General features: G+C 71.0%; 20 protein-coding genes. 14 read left to right on the top strand and 6 right to left on the bottom strand.

Going from position 1 to position 22,906, the window contains the following annotated elements; translation table 11 throughout:
* Nucleotides 1-464: 464 nt before the first annotated feature.
* Nucleotides 465-1,088: a TetR/AcrR family transcriptional regulator gene (locus QSK31_RS06000; RefSeq protein WP_285681789.1), complete on the bottom strand. Its 624-nt coding sequence runs from the start codon at nt 1,086-1,088 to the stop codon at nt 465-467.
* A gap of 97 nt (nt 1,089-1,185) precedes the next feature.
* Here QSK31_RS06000 and QSK31_RS05995 point away from each other — a divergent pair, with 97 nt between their 5' ends.
* The 8 genes from QSK31_RS05995 (at nt 1,186) to QSK31_RS05960 (ending at nt 12,443) form a co-directional block, all read left to right on the top strand.
* Nucleotides 1,186-1,869 carry an SDR family NAD(P)-dependent oxidoreductase gene (locus QSK31_RS05995; protein WP_285681787.1) on the top strand — a complete coding sequence of 228 codons (684 nt, stop codon included), beginning with the start codon at nt 1,186-1,188 and terminating at the stop codon, nt 1,867-1,869.
* Between the two features lie 104 nt (nt 1,870-1,973).
* The gene (chrA, locus tag QSK31_RS05990; protein ID WP_285681785.1) at nt 1,974-3,365 is read left to right on the top strand and encodes a chromate efflux transporter; all 1,392 of its coding nucleotides are present in this window, start codon (nt 1,974-1,976) and stop codon (nt 3,363-3,365) included.
* A gap of 488 nt (nt 3,366-3,853) precedes the next feature.
* Nucleotides 3,854-6,466, top strand: a complete 2,613-nt coding sequence (gene lanKC, locus QSK31_RS05985; RefSeq protein ID WP_285681783.1) for a class III lanthionine synthetase LanKC — start codon at nt 3,854-3,856, stop codon at nt 6,464-6,466.
* Nucleotides 6,463-6,603 carry a SapB/AmfS family lanthipeptide gene (locus QSK31_RS05980; protein WP_285681781.1) on the top strand — a complete coding sequence of 47 codons (141 nt, stop codon included), beginning with the start codon at nt 6,463-6,465 and terminating at the stop codon, nt 6,601-6,603. The genes lanKC and QSK31_RS05980 overlap by 4 nt, the downstream gene beginning before the upstream one ends.
* A gap of 72 nt (nt 6,604-6,675) precedes the next feature.
* Nucleotides 6,676-6,816 (top strand): SapB/AmfS family lanthipeptide, encoded by a 141-nt coding sequence (locus QSK31_RS05975; protein WP_285681779.1) that lies wholly within the window; start codon nt 6,676-6,678, stop codon nt 6,814-6,816.
* Between the two features lie 176 nt (nt 6,817-6,992).
* The gene (locus QSK31_RS05970; protein WP_285681778.1) at nt 6,993-9,050 is read left to right on the top strand and encodes a prolyl oligopeptidase family serine peptidase; all 2,058 of its coding nucleotides are present in this window, start codon (nt 6,993-6,995) and stop codon (nt 9,048-9,050) included.
* Entirely contained in the window at nt 9,047-10,744 is a 1,698-nt protein-coding gene (locus tag QSK31_RS05965) for an ATP-binding cassette domain-containing protein (RefSeq protein WP_285681777.1), read from the top strand. The genes QSK31_RS05970 and QSK31_RS05965 overlap by 4 nt, the downstream gene beginning before the upstream one ends.
* Nucleotides 10,737-12,443, top strand: coding sequence for an ATP-binding cassette domain-containing protein (locus QSK31_RS05960; RefSeq protein WP_285681776.1), 1,707 nt, complete (start codon nt 10,737-10,739; stop codon nt 12,441-12,443). The genes QSK31_RS05965 and QSK31_RS05960 overlap by 8 nt, the downstream gene beginning before the upstream one ends.
* Before the next feature lie 120 nt (nt 12,444-12,563).
* On the opposite strand, the gene QSK31_RS05955 is transcribed toward QSK31_RS05960, so the two are convergent.
* The 3 genes from QSK31_RS05955 to QSK31_RS05945 form a co-directional block, all read right to left on the bottom strand.
* Nucleotides 12,564-13,172 carry a response regulator transcription factor gene (locus QSK31_RS05955; RefSeq protein WP_285681774.1) on the bottom strand — a complete coding sequence of 203 codons (609 nt, stop codon included), beginning with the start codon at nt 13,170-13,172 and terminating at the stop codon, nt 12,564-12,566.
* A gap of 399 nt (nt 13,173-13,571) precedes the next feature.
* Nucleotides 13,572-14,453: an LLM class F420-dependent oxidoreductase gene (locus tag QSK31_RS05950; RefSeq protein ID WP_285681772.1), complete on the bottom strand. Its 882-nt coding sequence runs from the start codon at nt 14,451-14,453 to the stop codon at nt 13,572-13,574.
* Between the two features lie 45 nt (nt 14,454-14,498).
* Nucleotides 14,499-15,419 (bottom strand): LLM class F420-dependent oxidoreductase, encoded by a 921-nt coding sequence (locus QSK31_RS05945; RefSeq protein WP_285681770.1) that lies wholly within the window; start codon nt 15,417-15,419, stop codon nt 14,499-14,501.
* An 85-nt stretch (nt 15,420-15,504) separates the two neighbouring features.
* Between QSK31_RS05945 and QSK31_RS05940 the strand changes: the two genes are divergently transcribed.
* Nucleotides 15,505-16,521, top strand: coding sequence for an ABC transporter substrate-binding protein (locus tag QSK31_RS05940; RefSeq protein ID WP_285681768.1), 1,017 nt, complete (start codon nt 15,505-15,507; stop codon nt 16,519-16,521).
* Nucleotides 16,522-16,534: 13 nt separating this feature from the next.
* Complete coding sequence (locus QSK31_RS05935; protein ID WP_285681767.1) at nt 16,535-17,332, top strand: ABC transporter permease; 798 nt, start codon at nt 16,535-16,537, stop codon at nt 17,330-17,332.
* A 309-nt stretch (nt 17,333-17,641) separates the two neighbouring features.
* Here the strand turns inward: QSK31_RS05935 and QSK31_RS05930 are convergent, their stop codons facing one another.
* The gene (locus tag QSK31_RS05930; protein ID WP_285681765.1) at nt 17,642-18,679 is read right to left on the bottom strand and encodes an FG-GAP repeat domain-containing protein; all 1,038 of its coding nucleotides are present in this window, start codon (nt 18,677-18,679) and stop codon (nt 17,642-17,644) included.
* Between the two features lie 74 nt (nt 18,680-18,753).
* Between QSK31_RS05930 and QSK31_RS05925 the strand changes: the two genes are divergently transcribed.
* Nucleotides 18,754-18,966, top strand: coding sequence for a hypothetical protein (locus QSK31_RS05925; RefSeq protein WP_285681763.1), 213 nt, complete (start codon nt 18,754-18,756; stop codon nt 18,964-18,966).
* Between the two features lie 38 nt (nt 18,967-19,004).
* Here QSK31_RS05925 and QSK31_RS05920 read toward each other — a convergent pair whose 3' ends face one another.
* Nucleotides 19,005-19,547, bottom strand: coding sequence for an ATP-binding protein (locus QSK31_RS05920; protein ID WP_285681761.1), 543 nt, complete (start codon nt 19,545-19,547; stop codon nt 19,005-19,007).
* Nucleotides 19,548-19,787: 240 nt separating this feature from the next.
* Here QSK31_RS05920 and QSK31_RS05915 point away from each other — a divergent pair, with 240 nt between their 5' ends.
* From QSK31_RS05915 to QSK31_RS05905, 3 genes are all read left to right on the top strand, one after another.
* A complete protein-coding gene (locus QSK31_RS05915) occupies nt 19,788-20,126 on the top strand; it encodes an STAS domain-containing protein (protein ID WP_285681760.1) in 339 nt (112 codons plus the stop codon).
* Between the two features lie 203 nt (nt 20,127-20,329).
* Nucleotides 20,330-21,433, top strand: a complete 1,104-nt coding sequence (locus QSK31_RS05910; RefSeq protein WP_285681759.1) for a LuxR C-terminal-related transcriptional regulator — start codon at nt 20,330-20,332, stop codon at nt 21,431-21,433.
* A 101-nt stretch (nt 21,434-21,534) separates the two neighbouring features.
* Nucleotides 21,535-22,905: an amidohydrolase family protein gene (locus QSK31_RS05905; protein ID WP_285681758.1), complete on the top strand. Its 1,371-nt coding sequence runs from the start codon at nt 21,535-21,537 to the stop codon at nt 22,903-22,905.
* The last annotated feature ends 1 nt before the right edge of the window (nt 22,906 follow it).

Raw genomic sequence — 22,906 nt, 5'->3', positions numbered from 1 at the left:
CTCCCGCGCGGGACTCCCGGCGTAGCACAACGCCGCTGTCGTCGCCGGTGACGAGGATGTCGCGATCGGGGCCGGCGGAGGCGAACACCGGCCGCGACGTCCCACAGGCGTGGCGGGTCGCCGAGCAGCATGACGAGCGCATGACCAGCACTGTCCGTGGCGCCGACAGGGTGGGGCCGTCGACAGCTCGGCGTCGGCGGTCGCGTCCCACAGCGAGACCTTGCACTCCCTGTGGTGATCGAGGAAGGCGATCAGCAACCGTCAGGCCCCCTCCGGCCACGCTCACCACGGGGCGTCCGTCGAGTGTGGTGAGCGTCAACCCCCGGGGTGACGCCGAGATCGGCACGCCGGCCGGCGAACCCGTGACCGCGTCCCGTACGACGACCGTCCGGCGTGGCTGACCCAACGTCGCCAGCAGACCGCCCGCACCGAGCGCCAGGACCTCGTGCGCGTCGCGGCGTGGACTACACCGTCGCCGGATCCGGCCGTGCGGGCAGGACGCGCATCGCGATGTCGATGGAGGCGTGCAGGTCGGCGCGCCCGGCGCCGGCGGCGGCGTGAACGGCGTGGCCCTCGCTGAGCACCATGACGAAGCGGGCCAGCGCTCGGGGGTCGACGCCGTCCGGGAGGTCGCCCTCCGCGGCCGCGCGGGACAGGCGCTCCTGGAGCGCGGCCTCGGTGTCGGCGCGGCCGGCGGCCAGCGACTCGGAGATGGGGGCGTTCTCCGGCGCGCAGGCCAGGCCGCCCTGGATGGAGAAGCAGCCGGGTGGGTGGCCCTCGGCGGTGAGGCCGTCGGCGCTCGATCGCAGGAACGCCTCGATGGACGCGTACGCGGTCGACTGGTCGAGCGTGGCGCGGGCGGTGGCCACCTGCGACTCGTGGTAGCGAGCGAACGCGCGCTTGAACAGCTCCTCCTTGCTGCCGAACGTGGCGTAGAGGCTCGGGCGGTTGATGCCCATCGCACTGGTCAGCGCGCTCAGCGACGCACCTTCGTAGCCACGCCGCCAGAAGACCTCGGCGGCCCGCCTGAGGACCGTCTCCTCGTCGAAGGCCCGCGGTCGTCCGGTGGTCGGCGTCTCGGTGCTCATGAACCCACTCTACCGCTCGGTACAGAAAGACAACCGATCAGTACAAAACCGTGTTACGGTGAGGTCGAACCGATTGGTACAAAACTTGAGGAGAACCATGACCGTCACGCTGATCACCGGGGCCAACAAGGGCATCGGGTACGAGACCGCCAAGCAGTTGCTGGAGCTCGGACACACCGTTTACCTCGGCGCGCGTGACGCCGAACGCGGCGCCAAGGCCGCCGCCGAGCTCGGGGCGCACGTCGTCCAGCTCGACGTGACCGACGACGCCTCGGTCACCAGCGCCCTGGCGACGATCGACGCCGCCGAGGGCCGCCTCGACGTCCTGGTGCACAACGCCGGCATCCTGGAGACCACGCTCGACAGCTCCGCGGCACTGCGGTCCTTCGACACGAACGCGGTCGGCATCGTCCGTGTCACCGAGGCGGCCCTGCCCCTGCTCCGCAAGTCCTCGAACGCCAACGTCGTCACCATCTCCAGCAGCGCCGGGTCGTTCTGGGCGGTCACCAACCCCGAGCGCCCGGAGCACGGCCTGCCGCTCGCGCTGTACGCGGCGTCGAAGTCGGCAGCGACCATGCTGACGGTGCAGTACGCCCAGGCGCAGCCGGGCATCAAGTTCAACGCCCTCGAACCGGGCACCACCGCGACCGACATGACCGCCGGCTTCGGGATCGGACGGCCGGTCGAGCAGAGCGCCAGGGTCGTCGTACGCCTGGCCACCCTCGACGCCTCCGGCCCGACCGGCACCCTCCAGGACGAGGCCGGCACCCTGCCGTGGTGAGCCCATCAGCGACCTGCGGCACGCGACCGAGAGTTGAATCACCGCGGTAACCGTGGTTACATCGGCGACGCGAGCTCGCGGAACCGTCAAGGAGCCGACATGAAGTGGGACCGGCCGCCGGCATGACCCGGGCGACCCCCGACCGCGACGTGGTGCCCTTCCGTCAGGCCGTACGCGCCTGGTTCGCGATCTCGTTGCAGACCTTCGGCGGACCGGCCGGGCAGATCGCCGTCATGCAACGCCACCTGGTCGACGAACGCCGCTGGATCGGGCAGAACCGGTTCCTGCACGCCCTCAACTACTGCATGCTGCTGCCCGGCCCGGAGGCGCAGCAACTGGCCATCTACGTCGGCTGGCTGCTCAACGGCATGCGTGGTGGGCTGGTCGCCGGCACGCTGTTCGTGCTGCCGGGCATGGTCGCTCTGCTCGCGCTCTCCGCGGTCTACGTCGGGTTCGGCGACACCACCGTGGTCGCCGCATTGTTCGCCGGGCTGGCCCCGGCGGTGGTCGCCATCGTCGCCCAGGCCGTCTGGCGGGTCGGCAGTCGCGCCCTGACCAACCCGGTCCTGATCGGCTTCGCCGTCGCCGCGTTCCTCGCCCTGGCGATCTTCGGACTGCCGTTCCCGGTCGTGATCGCGGTCGCCGCCGTCACCGCCTGGCTGGTGCATCGCCGGTGGCCGCAGCTGGTCGTCGGCGGCAACGGCAACAGCAAGGCCGCCGACGGACCCGAGCCGCTGATCGCCGACGACGCCCTGCACCACGACCGGCCGTCGGCCCGTCGTGCCGCGACCGTCCTGATCGCCGGCTTGCTCGCCTGGCTCCTGCCGGTCGCCGTCGTGGCCGCGACCACAGGCGTCGGCAGCGTGTACACCCAGCAGGGGTTGTTCTTCTCCGGCACGGCGGTGGTGACCTTCGGCGGCGCGTACGCGGTCCTGGCCTTCGTGGCACAGCGGGCGGTGGAGCACTACGCGTGGCTGTCGGCGGGCGACATGATCCGCGGCCTGGCCCTCGCCGAGACCACGCCGGGCCCGCTGATCATGGTGGTGCAGTTCGTCGCGTTCCTCGGCGCGTACCACAACCCCGGCCCGCTCGACCCGTGGGCGGCCGGGGTGCTCGCGTCGCTGCTGACCACCTGGGTCACGTTCGTGCCGTGCTTCCTCTTCATCCTGCTCGGCGCCCCCTACGTCGAACGCCTCCGCGGCAACCGGTCCCTGTCGGCCGCGTTGACCGGCATCACCGCCGCCGTCGTGGGCGTCATCGCCAACCTCGGTCTCTACTTCGCCGTCCACACGTTGTTCCGCGAGACCACGACCGTCACGACCGGACCCCTCAACCTGCAACTGCCCCAGCCCGACACCGTACGGCCGGTCCCGATCGTCATCGCCCTCATCGCCGCCACGCTGATCTTCAAGGTCAAGTGGCCGGTGCTGCGGGTGCTGGGCGTCTGCGCCGTACTCGGACTGGCCGCCGGACTGCTCGGACTGCCCGGCATCTGACCGGAGCACGCGGCGGCGCCATCACCGCCCACGACAACCCCGGCGGCGGCACCCGCATCGAGTTCACCCTCCCCGCCGAGGCCGGAACCACACCGGTCGCCGCCGGGAGGCCGCCCAGGGTGATGGCCACACGATGACGGCGCCGCCCTCGCCGCGGCACGGATCTGCCGCGAGACGGGCAGCTGCACGCACCCTACGAGAAGAAGTTTCGGGCACCCGTGCGGAACGCATGGGTGGACCGGTGATTCTCACGCCTCAGTGCTGACGACTGCTACTAGGAGTGACGGTCGGCGACCGACAGGATTGGTGGCAGAGCCGACGAGGAGGCGAGTCACCGTGAACGATGCGAACGAAAGGTCCCGGACGGGTTTCGGCCGAGTGCGACGGGTCGGAGCCGGCCTTCCCTCGGTGCTGATCCCTCGCCCGGCCGGGCCCCTGCCGTACGCCTTCGACTCCGGGCAGCCCGCCGACGCCGCGGGGAGCACGTCGTGATCGAGCAGTACGAGGTCTACTGCCTCGCCGACCGGCTCTTCTACGAGCGGCTCGACCGCAGCCCGGACGAGCACCCCGACTTCGAGGTGTGCGCGCGGCCCCTGCCCGACAGGTGGGAGCACCAGGCCTCCGACACGTGGATGAACTACTCGCCGGTCGGCGACGCCGTGCGGCCACAGGGTTGGAAGATCCACGTCTCGGCGCGGCTCGACGACGCCGAGCGGGTCCTCGATGTCGTCTGGAACTACTGCACGGCTCGCCGCATCCCCTTCAAGTACCTGCGCAGCCGGCCCGTCATGGTGATGTTCAACGCCAAGTCGGCGTTCCGGGGCTCCAGCGGCAAGCTGGTGACGATCTACCCGCCGGACGAGAGCCGGCTGGAGCCGATCGTCACCGAGCTCGACGAGCTGCTCGCCGGGGTGCAGGGGCCGTACATCCTCAGCGACCTGCGCTACGGCGCCGGACCGGTGTTCGTCCGGTACGGCGGCTTCACCGAGCGCCACTGCCTGGGAGACAACGGTCAGCGGGTGCTCGCGATCGAAGGCCCGGACGGTGACCTCGTCCCGGACGTACGCGGCGCCACCTTCGCGCTGCCGCCGTGGGTTCCGCTGCCCGCCTTCCTCGAGCCGCATCTGGCCGCCCGCAACGCGGTCACCACCGAGGGCCTGCCGTACAAGATCGAGAGCGTTCTGCAGTTCTCCAACAGCGGCGGCGTCTACCTCGGCCGGGATCTGCGGACGGACCGGCAGGTGGTGCTCAAGGAGGCACGCCCGTACGCCGGGCTGGACGTCGCGGACCGCGATGCGACCACCCGGCTGGCCCACGAGCGGGACATCCTGAAGCGGCTGGCCGGACTCGACGTGGTGCCGGAACTGCTCGACTGGTTCACCCTCGGCGACCACCAGTTCCTGGTGCAGGAATTCATCGACGGCAACCCGCTGCAGCGGATGATGGTGCAGCGGTACCCCCTCACCCGGGCGGACTGCTCGGCGGAGACGATCGCCGCGTACACCTCCTGGGCCTGGGAAATGGTCGACAAGGTCGCCGCGGCGATCGGGCTGCTGCACGGACGCGGCGTCGTCTTCGGCGACCTGCATCCGGACAACATCCTGGTCACCGCCGACGGGCGGGTGGTGCTGATCGACTTCGAGGTGTCCGCCCTCGCCGCCGACGCGGCCCGGTCGGCGCTCGCCCATCCCGGCTACGGCGCTCCCCGCGACCGTCAGGGCGAACAGGTCGACGAGTACGCCCTGGCGTGTCTGCGGATCGGTCTCTTCGCCCCCCAGACGACGATCATGCTGCCACTGCACCGGCCGAAGGCGGCGCATCTCGCCGGCCTCATCGCCGAGACGTTCCCGCTCCCGGCCGGCGCGCTCGACGCCGCGGTCGCGACGATCATCGGTTCCTCCGGCGAGGCACCCGACCCGCTGCTTCCCGACCCGCTGCTTCCCGATCTGCCCCTGCCGTCGGGGTCGCGGCCGGACTGGCCCGGTGTACGGAACGCGATGCGCCGCGCCATCCTGGCCTCGGCCACCCCGGACCGCGACGACCGGTTGTTCCCGGGCGACATCGCCCAGTTCGAGCCCGGTGGCGGGATCAATCTCGCGTACGGGGCGGCGGGTGTGCTCCACGCGCTGGCCGCGGTGGGCGCCGAACCGGTACCCGAACATGAGGACTGGTTACGCAAGCGGGCACTGGATCCACCACCCGGCACGGGTACGGGCTTCTACAACGGACTGCACGGCGTGGCTCACGTCCTGCACGCCCTCGGTCACCGTCAGGACGCCTTGGACGCGCTCGACATCTGCCTGAACGGATCGTGGCAGACCCTCGGGCAGGATCTGTTCTCCGGGCTGGCCGGCACCGCCTTGAACCTGCTGCGCTTCGGGGCGGACACCGGCGACCGGACGTTCACGGAGAACGGCCTGGAGATGGCGGCGCTGTGCGCGGAACGCCTGGGCGGCGTCGAGGACGTGCCGGAGATCAGCGGCGGCGACAATCCGCGGGCCGGGCTGTTGTACGGCTCGGCCGGCTCGGCCCTGCTGTTCCTGAGAGCCTTCGAGATCACCGGCGACACCGGGTTCCTCGACCACGCCGCGGTGGCCCTGCGCCAGGATCTGCGGCGCTGCACCTCCGGCGAGGACGGCTCGTTGCAGGTCGATCAGGGCTGGCGCACGCTGCCCTACCTGGACGAGGGGTCGGCCGGCATCGCCCTGGTCCTCGAACGGTACCTGCGGCACCGGCCGGACGAGCAGTTCGCCGGCGCGCTGGAATCCGCCCGCCTGGTCACCCGATCCCGATACTTCGTGCAGAGCGGCCTGTTCACCGGGCGAGCCGGGATCGTCGCCGCCCTCGGCACGGGTCTGCGATCCGACGGCGCCGAGGCCGCGGAGCAGATCGCGCGGCTGGCTCTGCACGCCCTTCCGTACGGCGACGGCCTTGCCTTCCCGGGCAACCAGCTGATGCGCCTCTCGATGGACTTCGCGACCGGCACGGCCGGAGTCCTCTTCGCACTGGGAACCGTGCTGCACGACCGGCCGGTCTCCCTCCCCTTCCTCGAGCCGGACCCGGCTCGATCCGACCAGCGAGGAAAGGAGGTGAACAGATGACACTTCTCGACCTGCAGGGTCTGGAGGTCCCCGGCGGCCACGGTGGTGGTAACGGCGGGGGCGGCGGCAGCACCCTCACGGTGCTGACGTGTGGCTCCGTCAAGCCCAGCAACCTGAGCGTTGCGGCTTGTCACTAGGACTGCTTCACGGCAGACCAGTAGTTCTCATCTTCAGATCCGGTACCACCGAACACGAAGGACGTGACGAAAATGGCGCTTCTCGACCTGCAGGGCCTCGAGGTTCCCGGCGGACACGGCGGCGGCAACGGCGGGGGCGGCGGCAGCACCCTCACGGTGCTGACCTGTGGCTCCGTCAAGCCCAGCAACCTCAGCGTTGCGGCCTGCCACTGATCGGCTGCGGCCGAGACCCTAGACGCCGGTAACGCACCGCGGTGTCGGTGGTGTGAGTTCCGGCGTCACGGCGGAGATGCCCGGTAGTCCCGGGTGCTCCACCGGTCAGGTTCCACGAGGTCCGGGCGACCGCTTGCGCGGTTGTCCGGGCCTCGCGCCGTTGATGAGGAGAGCCGATGGGATATCCGCCCGCTCCGCGCCGCCCGGTGGTCGACGACCTGCACGGCGACGCGGTCACCGACCCGTACCGGTGGCTGGAGGATCCGGACGATCCCGAGGTCGAGCGCTGGCAGGCGGCCCAGGATCAGCTCTGGCAACGATCGGCCGGTCTGCTGCCGGCCAGGGAACGGTTCCACGCCCGCATCGCGGACCTGACCGACGTACCCGTCGCCGGCGCGCCGGTGTGGCGGGGCGACCGGTGTTTCCGGCTGGCCCGGGACAGCGGCCGCGAGCACTCCGCACTGCGCGTGACCGATGCCGGCGGCGCGGAGGTGACCCTGCTCGATCCGGCTGCCGTCGACCCCTCCGGCACCACCACGCTGGACCAGTGGCATCCGTCGCCGGACGGCGGACTCGTCGCCGTTCAGCTGTCGCGCGGTGGTTCCGAGCAGTCGGTGCTCTATCTGCTCGACGCCCGCGACGGACGGCCGGTGGACGGGCCGATCGCCGGGTGCCGCTACTCCCCCGTGGCCTGGCTCCCGGACGGCACGGCGTTCTACTACGTCCGGGAACGGACGGTGGTCCTTCATCAGGTCGGCACCCCGGCCGGCGAGGACGAGCCGATCTTCGGCACCGGACGGTCCGGCACCGAGGCGTACGGCGTCGATCTGAGCCGCGACGGGCGGTGGCTGACCGTGTCGGCCACCTCCGGCGACCGGCCGGGCAACGACCTCTGGCTCGCCGATCTGCGGGCCACCGGTCCGGCGTCACCGCGGCTGCGGGTCGTTCAGGAGGGTACGGGCGCCCGCACGGTTCCGGCCGTCGGGCCGGACGGCCGGATGTACGTCCTCACCGACCTCGACGCCCCCCGGGGCCGCCTTTGTGTCGCCGATCCCGCGCGGCCCGAACCCGCCCACTGGCGTGACCTGGTGCCGGAGGACCCGGAGGCGGTGCTGGCCGACTTCGTGATCCTCGGCGGGGGCGAGCTGCCCCGGCCGGTCCTCGCGGTCACCCGGGTCCGGCACGCCCTCGGCGAGGTCACCCTGCACGACCTCGGCACCGGCGAGGTGCTCGGCGAGGTTCCGCTGCCCGGCGCGGGAACGGTGGGGTCGCTGTGCACCCGGGCCGAGCCCGGTCACGACCTCTGGTTCACCTACACCGACCACGTCACGCCGGAGAGCGTGCTGCACTGCGACGTGCGGGCGCGGCCGTACCGTGCGAAAGGTGCCGTCACCGCGGTCGCGGGCCGCGTGCGTACCCGTCAGAAGGTCTTCCGCTCTGCCGACGGGACCGCGATCAGGGCGGTCGTCCTCACCGAGGGTGACGGCCCGCGGCCGACTCTGCTGTACGGCTACGGCGGATTCGGTATCCCGCTGACCCCCACCTACTCCGCCTACACGCTGGCCTGGATGCGGGCCGGCGGCACCGTCGTCTTCGCGCATCTGCGAGGCGGCGGCGAGGAGGGTGAACAGTGGCACCGGGCCGGCATGCTCGGCCGCAAGCAGAACGTCTTCGACGACTTCGTGGCCGTGGCGGAGGGACTGATCGCCGACGGCCTCACCACCCCCGCGCAGCTGGGCATCTGCGGCGAGTCGAACGGCGGCCTGCTCGTCGGCGCGGCCGTCACCCAGCGCCCGGACCTGTTCGCGGCCGCGGTCTGCTCGGCGCCGGTGCTCGACATGGCCCGCTACGAGCGTTTCGGCCTCGGCGAGCGCTGGCGTGGTGAGTACGGTTCGGTGGCGGATCCGGAACAGGCGCGCGCGCTTCTGGCCTACTCGCCATACCATCGCGTACGCGAGGGAACGCCCTATCCGGCCGTGCTCTTCACCGTGTTCGACGGTGACACCCGGGTGGATCCGTTGCACGCCCGCAAGATGTGCGCGGCCCTGCAGCACGCCTCGGCGGGTGCCGGCGAGGTCCTGCTGCGCCGCGAGGAGCAGGTGGGCCACGGCGCCCGCGCGGCGAGCCGATCGGTCGCGCTGGCGGCCGACATGCTGGCGTTCCTGGCATCGCACACCGGATTGACCCGTTCGACAACCGGTGCGACGGGTACGACGACAGCCGGCCGGCCGTGACGACGACGTTCCGGGCCGTCCTGCGGCGCGGCGGTGTCTCGCTGTGGCTGTTCGGGTCGGCGAGCCTCGCCGGCAGCCTCGTCGCGCTGGCCATGCCCGCCGTGCTGGGGCACGCGGTGGACGCCACCGTGGCCGGGGACGGTGGCCGATGGGTCGTGCTGGCCGCGGCCCTGATCGCGCTCGGGGCCACGGCCGAGGCGGTCGAGTCCGTGACCACGACCACCACCACCGCGAGCGGCACCGCGTGGCTGCGCAACCGGCTGGTCCGGCATCTGCTGGCGATCGGACCGGACCGGGCCCGGCGGTTCGAGGTGGGCGATCTGGTCAGCCGGGTGTCCGGCAACTCCGTGGAGGCGGCGTACGCCGGCGTCAGCCTGGTGGCGGCGGTGACCGCGGCGCTGCCCCCGCTGGGCAGTCTGGTCCTGCTCACCACGATGGACCTCACGCTCGGCGCGGCCTTCCTGGCCGGATCCGTCCTCTGCGGACTGGTGCTGAGGGCCTACGCCCGGCGCACCGCCGACGTGGTCACCGGATACCAGCACGTCCAGGGCCGGCTCGCCGCGCTGCTCACCGAGGCACTGGCCGGCTCGCGCACGATCGCCGCCGCGGGCACGCTGACGCAGGAGACCGACCGGATCCTGACTCCGCTGCCCGACCTGCACCGGCACGGGCGGGCGACGTGGGAGGTGCTGTCCCGGTCCGTGGCCCAGGCCGGCGTCGCCGGGCCCGCCGTGCTCGTGGTGGTGCTCATCGCCGGCGGCCTGGCTCTGACGGCCGGGCGGATCAGCCCCGGCGAGCTGTTCGCGGCCGGGCAGTACGCCGTGATCGGCGCCGGGCTGGGACAGCTCACCGGGGTCTTCGGGCAGATCGCGCACGCCCGGGCGGGCGGGCGCCGCGCCGACGAGGTGCTCGCGGTCGAGCCGGTCCGCTACGGCGACCGCAGCCTGCCCGAGGGGCCGGGCAGGCTGCGGTTGCGCGGCGTCAGCGTGCGGGACGAGGAGCAGACGCTGCTCGACGGCATCGACCTGGACCTGCCGGGCGGCGCCACCGTCGCGGTCGTCGGCGCCTCCGGCGCCGGCAAGTCCGTCCTGGCGGGGCTCGCCGCCCGGTTGCGCGATCCGGACGCCGGTGAGGTCCTGCTCGACGGCGTCCCGCTCAGCGAGCTGAGCCACGCCGCGCTGCGCGAGGCGGTCGGGTGCGCCTTCGAACGGCCGGTGCTGGTGGGCGAGTCGGTCGCGGCGGCGATCGGTGCGAGGCGTCCGGCCGCTGAGGTACGGGCGGCAGCGCGAGCCGTGTACGCCGACGCGTTCGTGAGCCGGCTGCCCGAGGGTTACGACACTCCCCTGGCCCGGGCCCCGATGTCCGGCGGGGAGGCGCAGCGGCTGGGACTCGCCCGGGCCTGGCACGCCCGGCGGCTCATGGTGCTCGACGACGCCACCTCCAGCCTGGACATGGTGACCGAGATGCAGGTGACCGCCGCGCTGACCGGGCCGGCGCCGGACGGCCCGGCAGCCGGTGACCGGGCCCGTACCCGCCTGCTCATGACCCATCGGGCGCACACCGCCGCCCGGTCGGACCTGGTGGTGTGGCTGGAGTCCGGGCGGGTGCGCGCGGTGGGCCGGCACGACGAGTTGTGGTTACGGCCGGAGTACCGGGCGGTCTTCGGCACCACCGCCGGTGAGCCCGATGCGTAGGGAGTTGAGGTTCGGCGCGTCCGCGCTGCGCCGCCGGCCCTTGCTGGTGCTGCTCGGATGGTCCGTGCCGGAGGCTCTCCCGGTCGCCGTCTCCGGGCTGGCCGTCGCCCGCGCCGTGGACGGCGGCTTCCTGGTCGGCGAGCCGCTGACCGGGGTCGGCTGGTTGCTGGCCCTGCTGGTGGCGGCGGCGGTGGGATCGCTCGGATCCCGCCAGGTGTACCGGCGCCTCGGCGACCTGGTCGAGCCGTTGCGTGACGATCTCGTCCGCCGGGTGGTCTCCGACGCCCTGCACCGGGGAGTGACCGGCGGCCGGGACGACGGAGCACTGGCCAGGCTGACGCGTCAGGTCGAGGTCGTCCGGGACACGTACGCGGGCATGGTCGTGGTGCTGCGAGGCTTCCTGGTGTCGATGGTGGCGGCCGTGGCGGGCCTGCTGGCGCTCGCACCGGTGATCGTGCTGCTGATCATGCCGCCGTTCCTGGTCGGCGTGGCGGCGTTCGCCGCCACGCTGGGCCTGTCGGTCAACCGGTACCGCGCCTCGGTGCGCGCGGAGGAACGCGTCGCCGCCGCGACGGGCGCCGTCCTGGCCGGGCTTCGTGACGTGGTCGCCTCGGGCGCCGAGGACCACGCCGCCGAGCTCGCCGGGAACCCCATCGCGGAACAGGCGGCGGCCGAGCGGGCCCTGGCGAAGGTTGCCGCGCTGCGTACCCTCTGCTTTGCCGTCGGGGGTTGGTTGCCGTTGGTGATCCTGCTCGGCGCCGCGGGACGGCTCAGCGGAGCGGGTCTGAGCGCGGGCGAGATCATCGGCGGGCTGATGTACGTCCTGTTCGGGATGCAGCCCGCGCTGAGCGCGCTGATCGGCGGCGTCGGCGGCAGCGGCCTGCGCTTCGTGGTCACCCTCGGGCGGATCCTGGACGCCGGGGCGACCTCGCCTCCCCTGCGGGCCGGGGCCCCGCCGCCCAGCGGACACGAGGTGCGGCTCAGTGGCGTGACCTTCGCCTACGGGCCGCAGTCCGAGCCGGTGTTGCGGGGCCTGGGACTGACGATCCCGGAGGGCGATCATCTCGTGGTCGTCGGTCCGAGCGGCGTCGGCAAGTCCACGCTGGCGGCCCTGCTGTGCGGCCTCGTGCGGCCGGATGAGGGATCGGTCCTGGTCGGTGGCGTCGATCCGGTCGAGTTGCCGGCCGCCGGCCGGGCCGGCGTCCGTGTCCTGATCCCCCAGGAGGCTTACGTGTTCACCGGGACGGTGCGGAGCAACCTGGTCTATCTGCGCCCGTTCGCGAAACGGCGGAAGATCGCCGACGCCGTGCGCGCGGTGGGCGCCGCGGAGCTGATCGAGCGGCTGGGCGGCCTGGACGCGGTGGTGTCTCCGGGAAGTCTGTCGGCGGGTGAGCGGCAGTTGCTCGCCCTGGTGCGGGCCTACCTGTCACCGGCCCGGCTGGTGGTCCTCGACGAGGCGACGTGTCATCTCGACCACGCGGCGGAACGGCGGGCCGAGGAGGCGTTCGCCGCTCGCGAAGGCACCCTGGTCGTGATCGCGCACCGGATCAGCTCGGCGCTGCGGGGCCGGCGGGTGCTGGTGCTGGACGGGGCGAGCGCGGTGATCGGGGATCACGAGGCGGTGGTCGCCGGCTCGGCGCTCTACCGCGACCTGCTCGGGCGATGGGAGGCAGCGCCGCAGGCCGACAAGGCGGCTTGATTTGCGGGCATCCCGGAAGGGTGTCGGTCGCCCGGAACGCCCGCAGGATGGACGATACGCTCCGGGTGAGCCGACATCTACCGACTCACCGTGTGAATTAGTCCGTAATGTCTGATTTGCTCATACCCAGCCGGCCTCCTGTGCCAGCCGGATGGCTTCGATCCTGGTGCGGGCGCCCGTCTTGGACAGGATCCGGGACAGATGATTGCGCACCGTCCCCTTGCTCAGATGCAGCTTGGCCGCGATGTCGCAGACCGGCGCACCCTCGCCCGCCAGCTGGAGGACCTCGCGCTCGCGGTCGGTGAACGGGTTACGGTCCGCGGCGAACACGGCCAGCGCCATCCTGGCGTCGAGCACCGGCTCGCCCCGGTCGAGCTGACAGATGGCCGAGATCAGATCCTCGGGGGCCGCCTCGGTGCCGATCAGTCCGACCTGCGGCGCGAGGCTGACGAACCGGCTGAGAACTCCCCCCGACCGCTGATGGTCGGCGATCACCAGCACCCGGGTGTCCGGCAAGGCCGCACAGAGGTGCCGGCAGAACTCGGCGACCGCGGCCGGGTCGGCCAGATCGTGGTCGATCACGACCACCCGGGGCTTCCTGCGACGAGCCAGGGCCAGCAGCTTCGTGTGGCACGACTCCACGACGACCTGCATGTCCGCGAACTGGGCGAGAGTGGCGGACAACGCGGCGGCGACCAGGGGGCTGCGGTGACCCAGGACGACCGTCATCCGTGACACCTGATCCGGCTGCACGGCTGCTTCGCGGCCCTCCTGCGCGCTTGTGATCAAGACAGCTCGGTGGTGTTCGATTCCTCGATGCACATGCCTACCTCCTGATGGTGGACGTCAGCGACCGGCGGGCTACGCAAAAGCGATGATGCCATTGTGCGGAGGCGATCTGTTACCGGTAAGTCGCCCCTTTGAGGTGTCGAATCAACGTTTCGAACGATGACTTCCCGATATGTCCGAGTCGATTAACATCGAAACAAAGGCCTGATCAGCGCATATTCATGATTGTCCCAGTATTCGATAACGAGTGTGACGTTCCTCCCGCGCCCACTTGCGAATCAGGAGAGAATGATTTGCAGTCCGATTCCCGACAGGTCGCGAATGGCATCGAACCCGCGGTCAACTGAACTGCGGAATGACCTCTTGCGCGAACCGCTGCATGGGCTCGTGGTCATACGCGACCCGCGGCACATAGGCGATCACGTAGTCGGCGCCCGCCTCGGCCATCCGCTCGATCCTGCCCACGGTGTCCGCCGACGACTCGCTCAGATCCAGCTCCAGGCTCGTCGACTTGACGATGCGGTCGTAGTCGCGGCCCAGGTTGTCGCAGTGTCCGCGCAGCACCTCGAGCTTGCGGCGGATCAGGTCCGGGTCCCCGCCACCCACGTTGCAGGCGTCGGCGTACCGAGCGACCAGCTTCAGGGTCACCTTCTCGCCGCCGCCACCGATCCAGAACGAGGGATGCGGCTTGCGGACCCCCTTCGGCTCGTTGATCGGACGGTCGATCGAGTAGTACTTGCCGGAGAACTCGGGCCGCGGCTCGGTCCACATCTTGTGCACCACCTCGACGGCCTCCCGGAACGCCGCCATCCGCTGCGGGACGTCGGCCCACTCGTAGCCGTAGGCCTTCCACTCCTGCTCGTACCAGCCGGCGCCGATGCCCGCGTAGAGCCGGCCGTGGCTGGCCACGTCGACGGTCGAAGCGATCTTCGCGTACAGCGACGGGTGGCGGTAGCCGTTGCAGCCCACCATCTGGCCGATGTTGACCCTGCTGGTGTCCCGGGCCAGGGTCGAGGAGACCGTCCAGCACTCGAACGTCGTGTTCAAGGTCGGCTCCGGGATGGTGTGGAAATGGTCGTACACCCAGACCGAGTCCCACGGGCCCGCGTCGGCCAGCCGGGCGACCGCGGTCATCGCCTCGTACTGCTCGACCGGGTCGGCGATCTCCGTCAGGTCCATCTTCCAGCCCTGTGGCACGAAAACTCCGAAGCGCATGCTCATCATCGCAAGGTACCGCGATCTTGGCCGGTACCAAACGCCGCCGGATCAGCGGCCCACGAGCGGCAGCACCTCGGACGCGATCAGATCCACGTGGTCCAGGTCCGCCATGTCGATCATCCGCAGGTAAACCCGGGTCGCGCCGATCTCTGCCAGCTCTCCGACCCGGTCCACCAGCACCGCCGGCACGCCCACCACCGGGTCCTCCGGCGGCAACGCGCTCGGCACGTGCAGCGGCGCGGCCCGCCGCTCCGCCTCCCGGTCCGTGCGACCCAGCGCCACCACCACCCCGGCCGACAGCGCGACCGTCCGGCCGTACCGGGAAGCCGCCTCCCGGACCCGCTCGAAAGCCGCCGCCGTCTCCGCGACCGTGCGGAACGGCATGTTGAACTCGTCCGCGAAGCGGCCCGCCAGATCCGGGGTGCGCCGTGGGCCCCGCCCGCCGACGATGACGGGCGGCCCCGGACGCTGCACCGGCTTGGGCAACGCCGGCGCGTCCACCAACCGGTAGTGCTTGCCCTCGTACGAGTACGGTCCCGGCGCCGACCACAGACCCCTGATGATCTCCAGCTGCTCGGCCAGCCGGTCGAACCGCTCACCACGCGGCGGGAACGGGATGCCGTACGCCGTGTGCTCCCGTTCGAACCAGCCGGCGCCCATGCCCAGCTCGACCCGGCCACCACTCATCGCGTCCACCTGGGCCGCCATGATCGCCAGCGGGCCGGGCAGCCGGAACGTCACCGAGTTGACCAGCGTGCCCAGCCGGATCCGCGACGTCTCCCGCGCCAGCCCGGCCAATGTCAGCCATGCGTCGGTCGGGCCCGGCAGTCCCTCGTCGGCGCCCATCGACCGGTAGTGGTCGGCCCGGAAGAACCCCTCGAACCCGGCGTCCTCGGCGTGCCGCGCGAGCCGTAGCTGGGTGTCGTAAGTGGCGCCGCGATGCGGCTCGGTGAACAGGCAGACGCGCATCGCAGCAGATTAGCCGGGTCCACAATGGTTTTCGATCTCCCCTAGGCTGAGGCCGAGTCCAGCCCCTCGGCCGGGAAGGAAACACGTGCCCAGAAAGACCTTCATCCGTACGCTCGCTGCGGCAGCGCTCGCCCTCAGCCTCACCGCCACGACCGGCTGCGGCGGCGACACCGGCGGCGGCGCTCAGCCACTGGAGAAGATCACCTACCTGACCTCGTTCGGCACGTTCGGCCGCGACGCGTACGCCTACGTGGCCAAGGAGAAGGGCTACTTCCGCGACGCCGGGTTCGACGTCGAGATCAAGGCGGGTAACGGCAGCCTGGAGAACATCAAGAACGTCGTGGCCGGCCAGGTCCAGTTCACGCCCATCGACCTCACGGGCGGCCTGCTCGCCGCCGGGGGCGAGCAGAAGGTCACCGGCTTCACCGCGGTCGCCGCGATCCAGCAGCACACCATGGCCGCGATCATGTCGCTGCAGGGCTACGGCGTCACCGCCCCGAAGGACCTGGAGGGCAAGACCCTCGCCGACACCCCCGGCTCGGTCGTGCGCAACCTCTTCCCGACGTACGCGAAGAAGGCCGGCGTCGACCCCGCCAAGGTGACGTTCGTCAACGGCACGCCGCAGACCCTGTTCAGCACCCTGGTCCAGCACAAGGTCGACGGCATCGGCCAGTTCGTCGTCGGCAAACCCACCGTCGAGGGCATCGCCAAGAAGGACGCCGTCCTGCTCCCCTACCGCGACTTCCTCCCCGACCTCTACGGCAACGTGCTGATCACCTCCAGCGGGTACGCCGAGGAGCACCCCGACAAGGTGCGGAAGTTCACCGCCGCGCTGCTCAAGGGCCTGCAGGACGCCATCACCAACCCGGACGAGGCCGGCGCTCTGCTCAAGAAGAACGTGGCCACCACGAACCCGCAGAGCGCGTCCGCCGAGCTGGCCCTGATGGCGCCGTTCGTCCGCGGCGAATCCGGCGTGGTCGCCGGTGCGCTGGACACCACCCGGGTCGCCGGCAGCATCACCCTTCTGCAGGAGTCCGGCCAGATCCCGGCCGGGCTCACACCCGGCCAGGTCATCAGTTTCGACCTGGTGCCCAAGGCCTGACCCGCGACGAGACATGACTGACTCAGACCCGCCGAGCCCCCCGCGCCGTCGTACCGCCTCCGCCGTGCTCTGGCCCCTGCTCGGCCTGAGCATCGCGGTCGGCGCCTGGTGGACCGGCACCACCGTGTTCGCCGTCAACACGGTGGTGCTCCCCTCCCCGCCCGACGTGCTCGGGGGCTTCCAGCGCTACCGCGGCCTCCTGCTCGCGGAGACCTGGCACACCACCGTCGCCGCCGTGCTCGGCTTCGCCCTGTCCGCGATCGCGGGCGTGCTGATCGGGACAGCCATCGCGGCGTGGCGGCCGTTCGAGCGGATGTTCGCGCCGCTGCTGGTCGCCTTCAACGCGGTGCCGAAGGTGGCGCTCGCCCCGCTGATGCTGATCTGGTTCGGCTACGGTCGTACCCCGGTGCTGGCCATGGCGTTCATGGTCTGCTTCTTCCCGATCGTGCTGTCCACCGCGGTCGGTCTGACCACCACCCCCGCCGACCTGGCGGAGCTGGCCCGGTCGGTGAACGCGACCCGATGGCAGACCTTCCGATGGGTACGGCTGCCCGCCGCGTTGCCGCAGATGTTCGTCGGACTGCGGGTCGCCATGCCGCTCGCGGTGATCGGGGTCGTGGTCGGCGAGATGCAGTACGGCGAGACCGGCCTCGGCATGATCATCGTGCAGACCAGCGGCCAGGGCGACACCGCCACGGCGTTCACGGCGATCACACTGCTGGCCGTGGTCAGCATCGTCCTGTATTACCTGCTCGTGACGATCGAGCGGCTCGCCCTGCCGTGGGTCCGCGCCACCACGTCAGCGCGCTGACGACAAATGCTGGTCGTGTAGTCGACCATCACCGTCCGCGCGCCGGCCGGCACCACTGTCGCGGCCAGCAGAAAGCCGGCCACAGTGCGGACGAGCTCGGACGCGGCGCCGGCGATCAGGACGGCCGCACCGCGGCGGCGCAGAGCGGCCGCGGTGGCTTCGGTGAACGGCTGCGCCACGGTGATGCGGTCGATCAGGCGCAGGGCATACCAGGCGATCTGTCAAGGCCTCGAATGTTCATGACCGAACAGGCCGAAGGCCCTGGCGCGGACGCCAGGGCCTTCGACTGTGGTGATCAGAACCGGTGGATCAGAAGACGTACAGCGCGTCCCAGCCGCGACCGAGGAAGAACTCCTCGTACGGAGCATCCGCGGTGTCGAACGCGAAGACCTCGAGCGTGTTCTGCCACTGGATCAGCAGGTCGGGGTACAGCGGGTCGGCACCGGCGTCGGAGTAGACGTTGCCGACCGCGGCCAGCTGGTTCACCCCGCTCCAGTCGCCGAAGTCGACCTTGCTGGTGTGGTCGATCGGGCTCGAGCCGTCACGGCTCGGGTAGACCCACATCTTGTCGGCGGCGTCCCGGTAGAACAGCTCGGTGCGGCCGTCCTCGGTGATGTCGCCGATGGCGGTGAGCAGGTCACCCCGGTAGCTGGTGCCGATCGTGGCCGGGCTCCCGGCGAGCGGGTTGGCCCCGTTGCCGGTGCCCCGGTAGAGCAGCAGGTCCCCGTTGGTCTTCTGGGCGATCAGGTCGTCGAGGCCGTCGCTGTTGAAGTCGCCCGTGCCGACGATCGACTTGAACGACTGCCAGCTGCGGCCGACCTGCTTGCCCGGCTTGAAGACCGCCGAGGTGCCGGTGCCCTCGTAGAAGATCAGGGCGCCGGCCGTGTTACGGGCGAGGATGTCCGGCTTGCCGTCGTTGTTCCAGTCCCCGTGCTTCACGATCGTGGTGAACTGGTCCCAGCCGCGGCCGAGATCGATGCGTACGCCGAACACCCGCGTGGACCGGGGGCCCGTGCCCGGGTACACGTACCCGGTACCGGGGTAGATCCACAGTCGGCCGGTCGAGTCGACGGCACCCAGGTCGGGGTTGCCGTCGGCGGTGACGTCGCCGAAGGTGAGGTTGTCGGAGGCCAGCCGGGCCTTGGCGCCCTTGGCCTTGCGGTTCTTGGAGGCCATCGCGGCGATCTTCGCCCGGGCGGCATCCGAGACGGACGGGGTGGAGCCGTTGCCCGAGTCGGGAGCGGCACTGGCTGCGCCGCCGAACAGGACAGTCGTCGCGGTGACGGTCGCGGCGATCAGAGCGATCGCCGACGGCCGGGCAACGCGCCGGAAGAGGGACTTACTCATGCAGAGGACTCCCCGATGAAAAGGCGCCGCACTGAAGGCGGCGCGATCTGCCCGGACAAGATACCGATACATGAATGCTCTTCGCTGCCCCGTTTCCCGGTCACGACGATGATTCGCAACATCCCGACGATCTCGTCAGCGGCGCCTCGTCGGCCGGCTTGCCGGGCTGCTCGACGGCGTCGAGCCTGCGCCGGTCATTAGTCCACGCCATGGTGGATCTCCTTCTCGTTCAAGCGCGGCTCGACATCGAAGAGGTACGCCCTTCCGGGCGCACCATAACCGGCTGAACGCCTCCAGCGCCGAACCCCGCCTCCGCGTCCGGTGTTCAACTGCCTGTGCGGCGTAGGAGCCGGATGAAGGTCTCGAGGTCGAACACCGAAATACGCGGGGTAGCGAATCGCCTGCCGCGCCGCGGGATGCCGAATTCGGCCCAGACGTGCTTGGCATGGTTCGTGGTGTACCAGCCGGAGTCGGTTGCCATCTCCTGAACGATCTGGAGGCCGCGCCCACCGGCTCCGAGAGGACGTGCCCGCAGCACCTCCGGAGGAGCGGACAGCGCGCCATCGGCGACATCGAGAACAAGTGCCTTCCTGGTACGGCTCAGCCGTACCGTCGCGGGAGACCGCGCATGACTCAGTGCGTTCGTCGCCAGCTCTGTCGCCACGACCGTCATGCGGTGCGCCAGGTCCTCCACCTCCTTGCCGGGCAGCAGGTTCTCGGCGTCGAGGGTTCGCCGCAAGGCGGCCCTCAACAGCCGCAGATCGGCGTAGTCGGCCAGCACCCACTGCTGAAGCGCCGTAGCGGGCGGAGGTGGAGCCGAGCGCAAGCCGACCATGGCCCGTGGCTTACCCTCGCCGAGCATTGCCATACATGAACGACGTTCAGATGCTACCGGTGCGGATCAGCGCAGGGCACGACGTCCCTTCACAACCCCCAGCGCGACGGAGGCGACAAGGGCGATGAGCCCGAGGATGATGAGCCCGAGGATGATGAGTGCCGAGGGCGGTGCCGGGCATGGTGATACATCGCTGGACAGTGACATGTCTCCTAGCGGCTTCGCGTCTGCCCGGTGCCGGACAACCGGACACTTGCTGGTAGACAACTGGCCGTGCCCGACGCCAGCTTCTCGATCACCGTCACCCACCACCACGCCGACGGCGAGGCGGCGACCCATCGGCTCCGGCTGACCGGCGAGCTCGACATCAGCTGCCGCGACCAGCTCCGCGCCGCCATCACCGACATCCTGGCCGGCGACAAGACCGACAACGTCATCGTCGACCTGGACAACGTCTCCTTCATCGACTCCGAGATCGTCCAGACCCTGCTCGACGGCTACTCCACCGCCGACCGAGCCGGCAAGAGCCTGCAGGTTCGCAACGCCCACGGCGTCGTACGCCAGATCCTGTCCATCCTCGGCCTGCTGCAGATTCTCGAAGGCACCTCGTAAGCCAGGCCACGAGCGGCTCATAACGCCGGCCGTCCCAGACCGCCGCACAGTGCACCGGGTCAAGCGCCGGACCCTGCACGAGCTCCCGGAGAGAGCGGCCGGTCATCTCCCGGGCCGTACTGCCCCCTCAGCGCGGGCAGCGCGGGCGCGTGCGCGGGCGCGGTACCGTGCGGGCCCTCAAACCCGACACAAAAGGGATGTCCATGTCGAACGCGACGCGCGAGCGCAGGATCGAAGCGCTGACCCGGGCCTGTCAGGATGCCGGTTCCGAGCTGGCGCTGTTCGAAGAGGTCTCCCGCCGGCTGCGCAAGCTCGTCCCGTTCGACGGTGCGGCCTGGTTCGCCACCGATCCGACCACGCTGCTCGGCACCTGCGCCGTGCGGGTCGAGAACATCGATCCGGGTCAGTGCGAGACCTACTGGGAGCGCGAGTACCTGGTGGAGGACACCCTGCTGTTCCGCGACGTGGCCCGCAGCGCCCAGGGCGTCGGGACGCTGTACGACGCTACCGGCAACCGGCCCGGCCGCAGCGCCCGCTACCGGGAGTACCTGGCACCTCAGGGCTACGGCGACCAGTTGCGGGCCGCCTTCCGGCTCAACGGCACCACCTGGGGCCTGCTCGACCTGTACCGGGATCGGTCGGCCACCCCGTTCAGCGACCGGGAGTGCGCGCAGGTGAAGCAGATCGCGCCGGTGGTGGCGGGTGCGCTGCGGGCCTTCGCCTCGGAGGCGCGCGGGACGGCGGTCGCCGATCACCCGGGTACGGCGTTGTTCGACGAGCGCGGCGCCCTGTTCTCCCTCGACGATCAGGCCGGGCAGTTGTTCGAGGAGATCGGCGGCCCGGGGTGGCAGCGGTTTCCGGCCTCGATGACGCCGGTGCACGCGGTCGTGGCGCGCGCCTCCGCCGTCGCGAAGGGGCGCGACCGTGGCCCCGCCACGACGCGGCTGCGGGCGGTCTCCGGGCGTTGGCTCGCCCTCAACGCGTCTCGGCTGCACGGTTCGGACGGCGCCGCCGGGCCTACCGCGGTGACCGTCGAACCCGCCCGCCCCGAGCAGGTCGCGCCGATCATCATGAAGGCCTACGTACTCACCGCGCGTGAGCAGCAAGTCACGCGTGCCGTGTCCCGTGGGCTCTCCAGTCAGGAGATCGCGGCGGAGCTCTTCCTGTCCACCCACACGGTGCGTGACTACCTCAAGTCGATCTACGAGAAGGTCGGCGTGACCACCCGTGGTGAGCTGGTGGCCAGGCTCTTCGCCGAGCACTACCTCCAAGGGCCGGATCGGGGCGCGGAGCTGGTCGAATGGTGACGGGTTCCGCATTCCCCTCAAACGAGGGGGTGCCGACCCGGCACGCATGATCCACAGTTGGCGCCGAAGGCATGATCGTCGGTGCTCGATGGAGGAACGCAGTGGAGATCTTCGACCGTAGTGTGCCCGGGCAGTGGACGCCGGGCCGGACCGTCGTGTTCAAGGGCGCAAGCGTGATCACGATGGATCCCGGGGCGGGCGATTTCGTCGGCGACGTCGTCGTCACGGGTTCGACGATCGCCGCGGCCGGCCCGGACGCGGCCTCGACGGCGCCCGGCGACGCCCTGGTCATCGACGCCACCGGCACCGTGATCACGCCGGGGCTGGTCGACGGTCACGTCCACGCCTGGGAGGGTGCGCTGCGCGGGGTCTCGCCCGACAGCGACATCATGGCGTACCTCAATCTGACCCACACCGTGCTGGCCCCGCTGATGACCCCGGACGACGTGGCTGTCGGGGAGACGATCACCGCCGTTCGCGCCCTCGAGCAGGGTGTGACGACCATCGTCGACAACAGCCACAACGTTCGTGGTCTCGAGCACGGCCAGGCGGTGATCGGCGCGCTCCAGGCGGCCGGGCTGCGCGCGGTCGTCGCCGTCGGCGTGGGCATGGGACAGCCGGACGGGCACGTCCGCAAGACCGTGCTCGAGCTGCGCGACTTCTGCGCCACCGACCCGCGCCTCTCCGTACGCCTGATGGAGCTCCTGCCGTCCCAGGCGGGTCTGCGGTTCGCCGCGGAGAACGGCATCGGACTGGTCGCCGAGACGATCGCGGGCATGGGTGACCTGGACGAGGCACTGACCCCGGAACTGCTCAACCCGCAGGTCACGCTGGACCACGTGATCGGCCTCTCCGACGCTCACTGGCGGGCGATCGCGGAGAGCGGTGCCGCGGTCGCGCTGGTACCGCGGTCCGACCCGCACTACGGGCTCGCGGCCGCCGCGCCGGTGCTGACCGCGAACCGCTTCGGCGTGCAGGAGGCCGTCAGCACGGACAACGAGTTCGAGTACGGCAGCGACATCCTCGGGGAGCTGCGTACGCTGCTGGGCGCTCAGCGCGGTCAGGCGTACGCCGCGGCTCGGGCCGGGGACGCGGACGCGCCGCGACCGTACGGGGTTCGCGATGCCCTGCGCGCGGCGACGGTCGGCGGAGCGCTCGCCGCCGGTCTCGCCGGCCAGATCGGCGTGCTGGCCCCCGGCGCCAAGGCCGACCTCACCGTCTTCTCCCTCAACCGGTTGCGGCCGATCGCCTCGCACCTCGGCGCGGTGGTGAGTTACGCCGAGTCGCAGGACGTCGCCGCGGTCGTCGTCGACGGTGTGCCGCGCAAGTGGGCCGGCGAGGTGCTCGGCGTCGACCGTCAGGACCTGGCCCGGCGGGCCGAGGCGAGCCGCGACCGGCTGCTGAGGCAGATCGGCGTCGACGTGGACAGCCTGCGTTTCGCCGGTTCCCTGGAGCTGCCCGGCGTGCGGTGAC

The sequence above is a fragment of the Actinoplanes sp. NBRC 103695 genome, assembly GCF_030269485.1.
In the GTDB taxonomy this organism is placed as follows: Bacteria; Actinomycetota; Actinomycetes; order Mycobacteriales; family Micromonosporaceae; genus Actinoplanes.
This window is presented reverse-complemented; position numbering and strand designations above follow the sequence as displayed.